Raw genomic sequence first — 10231 nt, 5'->3', positions numbered from 1 at the left:
ATTCTTAATCTTGACCAGATCGCTAAGTTTTTGTTGAGCTTGTAATCCGTAATGGCCCTGAACGTCCCCCTCTTTATTGAAGTTTTGGCGGTTGTAAATTGGGTCCACTTTTGTAAGTCCGGTAACTTTATAAAATCCTGCCATCAGACAACGCTGCATATTCTGTACCCGAAGTCGTATATGATCGCTCACAGTCAGGTTTAAAAAACTATATGCCTTTGGATTAACGTCTACCAACTGAGAAAGTAATCTGGGATCGCCCGAGGTTAATTCATATTCAGGGCACAGGATTACCGTATCACCGGGCCGGATACCTGACAAGGCTTCTCGTAGCATAAAGGGCAAACCCAGAGCAGCATGCAGGCCCATATTGACAACAGGACGGTTCGTTATTTTTTGCAAATAGGCACTTTGCAACCCCATAGCAAGCCCAGAGCCACCTACCAAGACAAGTCGTTTACCGGGTATCTGTTCGAGCCGTCTCTCCTTATCAAGCGAAGATGCTACGTAAACAGACTGATCCCGAACCCAGGTAGCCAGCCCGATCTGAAAAACAAAGTAAAGCAGGACAGTAGCGCACACCAGGCAGGTGAGTAGCCAAATTGTTTGCTTTTGCATGATTAAAACTGAAAATAGATAAATTGCTCCTGAACTGAAAACAAGCCGAAAAGCAGAATAAATAAAGCCAGCAAATAATAACTTGCCAGGCGAAGAGGCTGCGAGTGGGGCACGAACCGGCGTGACAGTTTTGGGTTTTCCTGGATGATTTCTGACAGGAAAATAAATAGCAACCCGGCTACCAAAACCACCAGATCGTACTTGGAAAGTATACCTCGGAGACTAGCGATCTCAGAACGATCAACAGGCAAAAGATGAGTCAGAATATACGTAGCATCTGAAAAAGAATTAGCCCTAAAAAAAATCCAGCTCACACAAATCAGGCAGATTGTCAATAGCCATCCTAAAGGTTGCCGGATCGTAAGCGAAATGTGTTTGGTAATAGGCCGGGTAATATTTTCACCTATCAGATAAAGGCCATTTAATCCCCCCCAGATTACATACGTCCAGGCTGGTCCGTGCCAAAGCCCCGATAACAGGAAAGTAAACAGTAGATTACCGTACCAACGGGGTACACTCACACGATTACCACCAAGCGGGATGTAAAAATAATCCCGAAACCAGGTTGAGAGCGATATGTGCCAGCGAGTCCAGAATTCGGCTACAGAGGTAGACAAATAGGGCCGTCGAAAGTTAACCATAAGTGAATAGCCAAGCGTACGGGCCGTGCCGAGGGCAATATCTGAATAACCCGAAAAGTCGAAGTAAATCTGAAGGGCAAAAGCAAGTGTGGCTATCAGCAACACGAGAGGAGGCTGATGCTGGGGGTCGTTATATACTGGGTTTACCAACATGGCTAGCCGATCGGCCAGGACCACCTTTTTAAAAAGACCCCACAAGATCATCTCTAATCCTGCTCCTAAGTTGGAGAGTTGAAAAGGGTGTTTTTGATGGAATTGCCATAATACGTTCTGTGGGCGTTCAATGGGGCCAGCGACTAATTGGGGGTAAAACATAACGTAGAGCGCATAGATGCCTAAGTGGCGTTCAGCCTTCTGATTACCCCGATATACTTCAATCGTGTAGCTCATGGCCTGAAATGTATGGAACGAGAGACCAATAGGCAAAAGCATTGTTAGGTAGGGGACAGGATTTTGTGTATGTACACTGGCTAGCACCGCTGTTATGTTGTCGTTGATAAAGTTGTAATATTTAAAAAAGCACAACACACCAATGTTGGCAACCAGACTTAAGATTAGCCATACGCGTCTTTGCTTACCCTGGCTGCGTTCAATCCAAATTCCAGCCAGATAATCAATCAGGATGGTTGCCAGTAAAATGAGAATGTATACCGGCTTGAATACCATATAGAAATAGCAACTGGCCGTTAGTAGAAGAAACCACCGATATCGATGGGGTAATACGTAGTAAATGGACGTTACAAGAATAAAAAAGTAGAAAAAATGTAAAGAATTAAAAAGCATACAATAACTATGGTTTCTGCAGTATGGCAAACTTAATAAATATATTGAAGCAAGAACTTATGAACAAAGTAGCTTATGGCGGAAAAGCATGTATTAGATTGTTGATGTTATTGGGTGCCTAAATAAGTCGACAACATCTGAAACGGAGCGTGTAGCTACCCCCATTATCGACAAACGAATCAAGGCGATTGTGCTACGTATTACTACGGTGAGCTGAACAACCGGCCCAACTATTGGTCGGGTATGTCGATCTGGATGCGGAGGAAACAGGGTGCTTACGGCTCGATAATCACTACCACGCACGCATCCAAGTGGGCGATACGTTCAAATAAGAGTGAGATAAGATACTGCTGATCTAAAGACAGCTGAGGAAATTCAACCCGTATAGATTGATATGGATGGCTTATCTGATGCCATTAAAGATTAGTAGACCGTAACCCGAGAATAATAAAATCGGTTGTTATTCAAGTCAGTACGTGTTACTAAAAAGAAAAGTCCTGTCAATTGTTGACAGGACTTTGCAGAGAGAGAGGGATTCGAACCCCCGGACCTGTTACAGTCTTCGGTTTTCAAGACCGACGCAATCGACCACTCTGCCATCTCTCTTTCTGGGTGCAAATATACACGTGTTTTGAGATTTGTCAACCCACTATCGGGCATTTTGGGGCAAAAACTGTAGTTTTGTCTTATTCAATGAGCGATTGGGTGAGTGATAGAAGCGAGAATATCAGGCACAGCCTATACTCCAGCGTTCTATGATTCGCTCATTCACAATTAGATAACATGGACGCTACTGAATCGCTACCTACTGTTGAAACTGCCCGTAAACTGGGCCTGCTTCCCGACGAATTTGACAAAATTAATCAGATTTTAGGCCGTCAGCCCAATTTTACGGAACTGAGTATCTTCTCCGTGATGTGGTCGGAACATTGTTCCTATAAAAACTCCATCGTGTGGCTCAAAACCCTGCCCCGCGACTCCGACCGGATGCTGGCTAAAGCTGGGGAGGAAAACGCCGGCCTGGTCGATATTGGCGATGGACTGGCCTGTTCATTCAAGATTGAGTCGCATAACCACCCGTCGGCGCTGGAACCCTACCAGGGCGCAGCAACGGGAGTCGGAGGGATCAATCGCGATATTTTCACGATGGGCGCCCGACCCATTGCCCAACTGAATTCACTACGTTTCGGCGATCTGAATCTGACGAAAACCAAGCGTTTATTACGTGGCGTAGTGAAAGGCATCGGCGATTACGGCAACGCATTTGGTATTCCGACGGTGGGAGGAGAGATTTATTTCGATGAATGTTATAATACCAATCCGCTCGTCAATGCGTTTTCGGCTGGCATTGTTGAAGTCGGCAAGGTAGCTAAAGCGACGTCTTACGGTGTAGGTAATCCCGTATTTATTGTCGGTTCAGCCACGGGTAAAGACGGCATTCACGGCGCTACGTTCGCGTCAGAAGATATTACGGCGGCTTCGACGGAGAAACTGCCCGCCGTACAGGTCGGTGACCCGTTCATGGAAAAGTTGCTGCTCGAAGCTACGCTCGAAATCATTGCGACGGGCTACGTTATTGGTATTCAGGACATGGGAGCAGCGGGCATCATTTGCTCGACTTCCGAAATGAGCGCTAAAGGCGAGCATGGAATGATCATTGATCTTGATAAAGTACCGACTCGTCAACCCAATATGGCACCGTTTGAGATTCTGCTTTCGGAATCCCAGGAACGGATGCTGGTCGTGATCGAAAAAGGAAAAGAGAGCGTCATTCAGGCTATTTTCGACAAATGGGATCTGAACTGCGCGCAAATCGGCGAAGTAACCGACACGCAGCGACTCCATTTCTACCGGTATGGCGAACTCGTTGCCGACGTACCAGCCTATGATCTTGTCCTGGGTGGGGGGGCACCTCAGTATCAGCGTGAATACAAAGAACCTGCCTACATCAAGGAATTTGCCAAGTTCAAGATTGATGATGTTGACGATATTGGGTTCGACGAGATCAGAAAAGTAGCCGAACACCTGCTGGCGCATCCGAATATCTGCTCGCGTAAGTGGGTGTACGAACAGTACGACTCAATGGTGGGAACCGCCAATCGCAGCACCAACGCACCATCTGATGCGGCCGTAGTACGTGTCAAAGGTCCCGGATTACCTGCTACTGAAAAATCCATCGTCATCACCGTTGACTGCAACAGCCGTTACGTAAATGCGAATCCGCGTCAGGGCGCGATGATTGCCGTGGCTGAAGCCTGTCGAAACATCGTCTGCTCGGGTGGTGAGCCGCTGGCGGTGACCAACAACCTGAATTTTGGCAATCCATACGTACCGGAAGTGTACTGGCATTTTGTGGAAGCCGTGCAGGGCATGGGTGAAGCCTGTCGCCGTTTCAGTACGCCGGTAACGGGGGGGAACGTCAGTTTCTACAATCAAAGCTCTGACGATGGCCCCGTGTTTCCAACACCTACTATTGGAATGCTCGGCCTCATGGAACGGCCTGACCACCAAACGACACTTAATTTCAAAAACGTAGGGGATCTTATTTACCTCGTTGGCCCGTCGGAAGACGATATTGCTTCGTCGGAATATCTTTATTCTTATAAAGGCATAAAAGAATCGGGGGCGCCGAATTTCGATTTCGAGACAGAGTGGCGCGTGCAGGAAGGCGTCAAAACGATGATACGTCATGCCTGGCTTCAGTCGGCTCACGACGTTTCTGACGGTGGCCTGTTCGTTACGTTGGCAGAATCAGCGATGGCGGGAGAGAAAGGATTTACCATTCATGCCGATACCCGCTGGCGTACCGATGCATTCCTGTTTGGGGAAAGTCAGAGTCGAGTGGTTATTTCCATTTCGCCCGAACAGCAGCAACACGTAACAGGCTATCTAAACGATTCGCTTCTGCCATTCGTTTTTTTGGGAACCGTAACGGAGAGCGAATTTATAGTAGATCAAACGCCGGTTATGACCGTTTACGAGGCAAAGAAGCTGTACGACAATTCGTTGGGCGAGATTATGAAATAAGTAACACGTATTTTATACGACGATTTGACCCCACTAAGGGCTGATATTTATAGCCAGTTTTCTATAAAACCAGATCCCGGTGGGGTTAAATTTTATGATTACAACTGATTTTCTGGTTTAAATAAATCAACGTGATGCCGCACGATTTAGCCGCACTTACCCGCGAAATTTGTACGATAGCCACCGATGCCGGGGCATTTCTACTCCAGGAACGGCGCCAGTTTCAGCGCGAAGCCATTGAATATAAAGGGCTGAACAATCTGGTTTCCTACGTCGATAAAGAAACCGAGAAGCAACTGGTTGAACGACTGCATAAACTACTGCCTGAAGCTGGTTTTATCACCGAAGAAGGTACTACCGGCCTGGAAGCCGACAAAACCGCTCTCAACTGGGTAATTGACCCGCTCGATGGTACGGCCAATTTCATTCATAACTTACCGGTTTTCTCCGTCAGTATCGGTTTGGCGCAGGGAAAAACGCCTATTGCCGGAGTCGTGTACGACCCTAGTCGAAATGAGTGTTTTTCGGCCTGGCAGGGCGGGGGAGCGTATTGCAATGGTAGTAAACTTTCAGTTTCGCCCGCCACTCAACTGGGCGAAAGTTTGATTGCTACGGGCTTTCCGTATTATCGGTTCGATCAGATGCAGAAGTATTTACAGATTCTGGAAACGCTGATGCAGCAGACCCACGGCCTGCGCCGGATGGGCTCGGCTGCGATTGACCTGGCCTACGTAGCGTCCGGTCGGTTCGAAGCGTTCTATGAGTACAACCTCAACTCCTGGGATATGGCCGCTGGTGTGTTGCTCGTTCGCGAGGCCGGTGGTATGGTTACCGATTTTGAGGGGGGCGACGAATTTTTGTTTCGGGGCGACGTAGTGGCGGCCTGCGGTATTCATCCTGAACTGATTCGCGTAATTAAGGAATACTGGGCGTAATGGCTTTGTTCGGTCGTGGAACCGGCCCGTTGGTAATTTATTAACCGGACGATTGAAACAGTGCGCGAAACAGTGATGTTTGTGTCAGAAAGGTTACCGGGCTAATCAACCGGATCGTAAGCCTGATAAACACGATGCAAGATCAAGACCTCGAATTACTCCGCTATCCCATTGGTGAGTTTGTTAATGGAAAATCGTACGCTGCTGACGAAACAAAACAACATATCGCCATTATTGAAGAATTTCCTGTTACGTTAACTGAGCTGGTAGGCAAATGGGGCGATGACCGACTGGATACGCCCTATCGACCCGGCGGCTGGACGGTCCGTCAATTGGTGCACCACGTAGCAGATAGTCATATCAATGCATACGTGCGTACAAAACTAACGTTGACGGAAGATAACCCAACCGTTAAACCGTATGAAGAAGGCGAATGGGCTAAACTGCCTGACGCTAAACTTGATATTGCCCCTTCACTGGTCATTCTGCGCAATCTGCACCAGCGCTGGGTGAAAGTGCTGGAGGCACTGACGAGCGACGACCTGCTGCGTACGTATTATCATCCGGGTTCACAACAGACATTCTCGCTGGATGAATTGGTGGCGCATTATGCCTGGCATTGCAAACACCATTACCAGCATGCTTACCGCCTGGCCGAACGGAACGGATGGACGGAAAAAAATGTATAAAGTATGATATAGGATGGATTCGTTGCTGCCGAAATTCATATAGCCTACATGCTGTATCATACATCTTTTCCCATGCAGGAACTCATTATTTTTCTGGTTTTTTTGGCTGCGCTAACGTACCTGGGTAACCGAGCTTACCGAAGCTTTTTTGCGAAAAAGAAAGCAGGTTGCGGGAAGGGATGTGGCTGCGCTACAGATGCCCAGGCCAGAACGGCGGTTGCCGAAAAATGAATATAAGCCCCGTTACCTAACATTTTTTAATCCGATGGGTTTTGTTGTTGCAATGAATGCGCAACGCACCATCGGACTTTTAATTTTGCTCGCTATCCTACTCAGTCTGAGCGGTTGTAAGCGAGTTCGGCCAGACGCGCCCGTCAGGGAAGAGTTTGAACCTGCGGCTACTGACCCGGTTTCCTATATGGCGGGTGATATTACGTTCAACATCCGTGATCTGGAGAAAAAAATAAACAAAGGTCTTGCCACTACGCTGGTTCCCGAAGAAACGTTCGAAGGAAGAAAGGGCGAAGCCTGGCACCTGCGGGTCGAGCGAACAGGGCCTGTTCAGATTCACTACGCTAACCGGCGCGTTTATTTTTCCGCACCCCTGCAAGTCTGGTATACCAATCCGATTGGCTTACGAAAAGAAAAAAAACGCAAAAGCCGTCCGCTTTGTGCGCTGGCCGTTAAATTCACGAGTCCTGTCGCTGTAGGGTCAAACTGGCATCTGCTGACGAAGGTTAAATTCGAGGAATATCAGTGGACGCAGAAGCCAACCCTTCGCCTGCTGGGAGTAAAAATCGGGGTTAAAAACATAGCTGAAAATATTCTCGACAAAAGAAAGGTCGATATTGAGCGAGCCATTGACGCGGCCGTTTACAAAGGACTTCGTCTTGATCGTGAAGTCGGCAAGATCTGGACTGACATGCAGGAGCCACTACGGGTTGCTAAAGTGCCCGAGAATATATGGCTACTGCCCAAACCGTTTAGTATTGCCGCTGCGCCCGTCTATGGAAATGAGCGGCAGATCACTGTGCCGATTCAGATTGCTTTCCGGGTCCGGACGCGCTTTGGCCCTCGGCCTGTCATCGATACGTTAGAGCGGTTACCCAGACTTTTGCTGCGAAAATCCTTACCCGATTCGGCCCGGCTGGCGGTGCTGGCTTTTATTCCGTATTCCGATGTGAACAAGGTGTTGGAAAGGACACTGGAAAAAAACAAGCTGGACCTGGTGGGTGGCCGGATAAAGGTGAAAAGTGCCACGATTTCGGGAAGCGGACGAAAACTGATCCTAAAAACAGATGTTGCTGGAGCCGTAAACGGAACCTTGTATTTTCATGGTAATCCGGCCTACGATACGCTCACCAATACACTACGTATGAAAGACATTGATTTCGATGTAGATACTAAAGAAAAACTATTTGCCACCGCTGACTGGCTCCTGCACGACCACTTCCGTGATACGCTTCAGACAGTTACGGTGGTGCCGTTACGTCAGCCGATTTCTACCATCCCGCAGAAAATAGAAGCAGCTTTTGCCCGTGGGAAAGCTGGAAAAAAAACCAATCTCGATATCGACTCGTTTCAGTTGGTTCCAAAACGAATTATTGTGCGGCCCGACGGTGTTCAGCTCCTTATCCGGGTTGAATCGAAAGTAGCCGTGAAGGTGAAGCGGTTGTGATTGGGCAGGGATAGCCCTGCCTTTATCCAACCGGCTTCCAGCGCCATAAGTACTGACAGGCCGTAGTCCGGTATGGTCGCCAGGAATCAGCAATTTCATGCAGAATTTTGAACAGGGCTTTTCCTGTCAGCCCTTCTGTTCGCTCCGGATAGGCACGTAGCATTCGTTGCCGAATGACCAGATCATCAATCGGAAATACGTCCGGACGTTTCATCACAAACATAAGCAACATTTCTACGGTCCAGCGGCCAACGCCTTTTATGGGCGTCAGATACTGGACGATTTCCTCATCCGTCATTACGTCCAGATAAGCGTGGTCCATGGGATGAGTTAAGGCAAATTCAGCGACACTTTGCAGGTATTTAATTTTTTGAGACGATAAACCGGCGCTACGCAGCTCGTCGGTTGTTTTGCGCAAAAGTGCATCCGCATAGGGGTAATTATCCGGAAAAAGCGCCCGGAATCTGGTAAAAATGGCATTGGCGGCTTTTGTGGAAATCTGCTGGGCAACGATACTGTCGAGCAGCGCTAAATAAACGTCGCCAGCGTAATCCGTAAAGATTTTAGGAGCGGGTGTCTCAGCAATAAGGCGAGCCATAGTCGGGTCCTGGGCGATGTGAGCAATCGCTGACTCATTCATACTACGTAGTAGAAGGATCGGTTCGTTACCAAGGCAAGTTAACCCATAATTCAGCAAATAAGCCCGCCTGACACATTAGACTTTGTGTCAGGCGGGCTTATTTGCTGAGTAACAGTTGTGACTTAGCGGCCACCCAGCGGGATCAGATAACCGACAGATAGCATGGCGTTTTGAGGATGAAGCTTCGTGCCATCTTCATTGCTCGAAAACAGATACGCGTAGCGGGCTTCCAACTGAACCGCGCCAGGACCGGCTTGCACAGCTACACCAGCTCCACCCATTGCGCCAAAAGAGAAACGTCCGGAATTGGTCATATCGATTTTTCCCGACTGCGACTGGCCCGCTTCCTGAATCGAAAGGGTTCCGCCTAAAGTATAACTACCTACTGGCCCGGCATTGATGAAAAACCGAAGATTGGGTTGACCAAACGAAGCCTTGAGCAACACGGGCACATCAATGACATTGTATTTAAGCTGCAAATAATCGGGGCCAGCCGTCATTTTAATGCCATACTGGGTGTAAAGAATCTCGGGTTGTACTGAAAAATTAGGACCGCCGAAATTAAAAATCACACCGCCGTGGAAGCCAATTGTGCGGGCGGCTTTAACTCCTTCGCCAAAAGTCTCTGGCTCAATACCGCCAATTGTGGAGGAGTTGGCGCCGAGCCGGAAACCAATTCGGAAATTACTGTTGTCCGCGCTTACTGGAGCTGTGTATTGAGCAGCACGACTAGCCGGGGCCGCTTGTTTTTCAGGTGCTACGTACACAGCAGCCTGCTGTTCCTGGCGCGGCTGCTGTTGCGGAGCTGGCGCCGTATTGGAAGTTTGCGCTACGTATTGTGCTGCGGGAGCCGGTTTTTTGGCTGCAGGGGTAACGGTTCGGGCGGTCGTTGTGCGTTTAACAGGGGTGACTGATTTACGCGGAGCCGGTTTAGACTGAGCCAGCAGACTTTGCGAAACGAGCGATAAGGTAAGTAGTGATAGGAGAACCTTCATGATGCAAATAGTTTTTTGTTGTTTACTGCATCAAAATTGGGAGCTTGTCTCGCTACGTCCAGCGCCAGGTTGTTTGAACTGACATTTCAATCGGTTGAAGTGAAGAAAGATCAGCCTGAAAGGGTTTTCGTCCGGCTGGACAGGATTTTTCAGAAAAATACGGTCCATCCGGACGAAACATTATTTTTCACGCTCAAAATCAGAGGGCCGTCCTTCGGTGGTTCT

10 protein-coding genes and 1 tRNA gene are annotated in these 10231 nt (G+C 48.4%); 6 read left to right on the top strand and 5 right to left on the bottom strand.

The window, feature by feature from the left end; translation table 11 throughout:
- The 3 genes from ACOJS8_RS16075 to ACOJS8_RS16065 all read right to left on the bottom strand — a co-directional run.
- Positions 1–618 (bottom strand): hypothetical protein (locus ACOJS8_RS16075; protein ID WP_420149562.1); only part of this gene is annotated, 618 nt, incomplete at its 3' end.
- Between the two features lie 2 nt (positions 619–620).
- Positions 621–2042 (bottom strand): MBOAT family O-acyltransferase, encoded by a 1422-nt coding sequence (locus ACOJS8_RS16070; protein WP_420149561.1) that lies wholly within the window; start codon positions 2040–2042, stop codon positions 621–623.
- A 521-nt stretch (positions 2043–2563) separates the two neighbouring features.
- A tRNA-Ser gene (locus ACOJS8_RS16065) sits at positions 2564–2648 on the bottom strand.
- Between the two features lie 177 nt (positions 2649–2825).
- Between ACOJS8_RS16065 and purL the strand changes: the two genes are divergently transcribed.
- The 5 genes from purL (at position 2826) to ACOJS8_RS16040 (ending at position 8371) form a co-directional block, all read left to right on the top strand.
- Positions 2826–5069 carry a phosphoribosylformylglycinamidine synthase subunit PurL gene (gene purL, locus ACOJS8_RS16060; RefSeq protein WP_420149560.1) on the top strand — a complete coding sequence of 748 codons (2244 nt, stop codon included), beginning with the start codon at positions 2826–2828 and terminating at the stop codon, positions 5067–5069.
- 134 nt (positions 5070–5203) lie between these two features.
- Positions 5204–6004, top strand: coding sequence for an inositol monophosphatase family protein (locus tag ACOJS8_RS16055; protein WP_420149559.1), 801 nt, complete (start codon positions 5204–5206; stop codon positions 6002–6004).
- Between the two features lie 134 nt (positions 6005–6138).
- Positions 6139–6693: a YfiT family bacillithiol transferase gene (locus ACOJS8_RS16050; RefSeq protein WP_420149558.1), complete on the top strand. Its 555-nt coding sequence runs from the start codon at positions 6139–6141 to the stop codon at positions 6691–6693.
- A 72-nt stretch (positions 6694–6765) separates the two neighbouring features.
- Positions 6766–6924, top strand: coding sequence for a FeoB-associated Cys-rich membrane protein (locus ACOJS8_RS16045; protein WP_420149557.1), 159 nt, complete (start codon positions 6766–6768; stop codon positions 6922–6924).
- A 34-nt stretch (positions 6925–6958) separates the two neighbouring features.
- Positions 6959–8371 (top strand): DUF4403 family protein, encoded by a 1413-nt coding sequence (locus ACOJS8_RS16040; protein ID WP_420149556.1) that lies wholly within the window; start codon positions 6959–6961, stop codon positions 8369–8371.
- A 22-nt stretch (positions 8372–8393) separates the two neighbouring features.
- Here ACOJS8_RS16040 and ACOJS8_RS16035 read toward each other — a convergent pair whose 3' ends face one another.
- Together ACOJS8_RS16035 and ACOJS8_RS16030 are read right to left on the bottom strand one after the other, a co-directional pair.
- Entirely contained in the window at positions 8394–9011 is a 618-nt protein-coding gene (locus tag ACOJS8_RS16035) for a DNA-3-methyladenine glycosylase family protein (protein WP_420149555.1), read from the bottom strand.
- Between the two features lie 122 nt (positions 9012–9133).
- The gene (locus ACOJS8_RS16030) at positions 9134–10006 is read right to left on the bottom strand and encodes a porin family protein (protein WP_420149554.1); all 873 of its coding nucleotides are present in this window, start codon (positions 10004–10006) and stop codon (positions 9134–9136) included.
- 36 nt (positions 10007–10042) lie between these two features.
- Here ACOJS8_RS16030 and ACOJS8_RS16025 point away from each other — a divergent pair.
- A partial coding sequence (locus ACOJS8_RS16025; protein WP_420149553.1) for a hypothetical protein occupies positions 10043–10231 on the top strand: 189 nt, incomplete at its 3' end.

Source organism: Spirosoma sp. (genome assembly GCF_048594605.1).
Taxonomy (GTDB): Bacteria; Bacteroidota; Bacteroidia; order Cytophagales; family Spirosomataceae; genus Spirosoma.
The sequence above is the reverse complement of the archived record's forward strand: the minus strand, read 5'-3'. Positions and strand labels throughout refer to the sequence as shown.

Coding starts and splice junctions, on each gene's coding strand:
- ACOJS8_RS16050 (WP_420149558.1), top strand. CDS start 6,139: ATGCAAGATCAAGACCTCGAATTACTCCGCTATCCCATTGGTGAGTTT.
- ACOJS8_RS16070 (WP_420149561.1), bottom strand. CDS start 2,042: ATGCTTTTTAATTCTTTACATTTTTTCTACTTTTTTATTCTTGTAACG.
- ACOJS8_RS16055 (WP_420149559.1), top strand. CDS start 5,204: ATGCCGCACGATTTAGCCGCACTTACCCGCGAAATTTGTACGATAGCC.
- ACOJS8_RS16030 (WP_420149554.1), bottom strand. CDS start 10,006: ATGAAGGTTCTCCTATCACTACTTACCTTATCGCTCGTTTCGCAAAGT.
- ACOJS8_RS16035 (WP_420149555.1), bottom strand. CDS start 9,011: ATGAATGAGTCAGCGATTGCTCACATCGCCCAGGACCCGACTATGGCT.
- ACOJS8_RS16045 (WP_420149557.1), top strand. CDS start 6,766: ATGCAGGAACTCATTATTTTTCTGGTTTTTTTGGCTGCGCTAACGTAC.
- purL (WP_420149560.1), top strand. CDS start 2,826: ATGGACGCTACTGAATCGCTACCTACTGTTGAAACTGCCCGTAAACTG.
- ACOJS8_RS16040 (WP_420149556.1), top strand. CDS start 6,959: ATGGGTTTTGTTGTTGCAATGAATGCGCAACGCACCATCGGACTTTTA.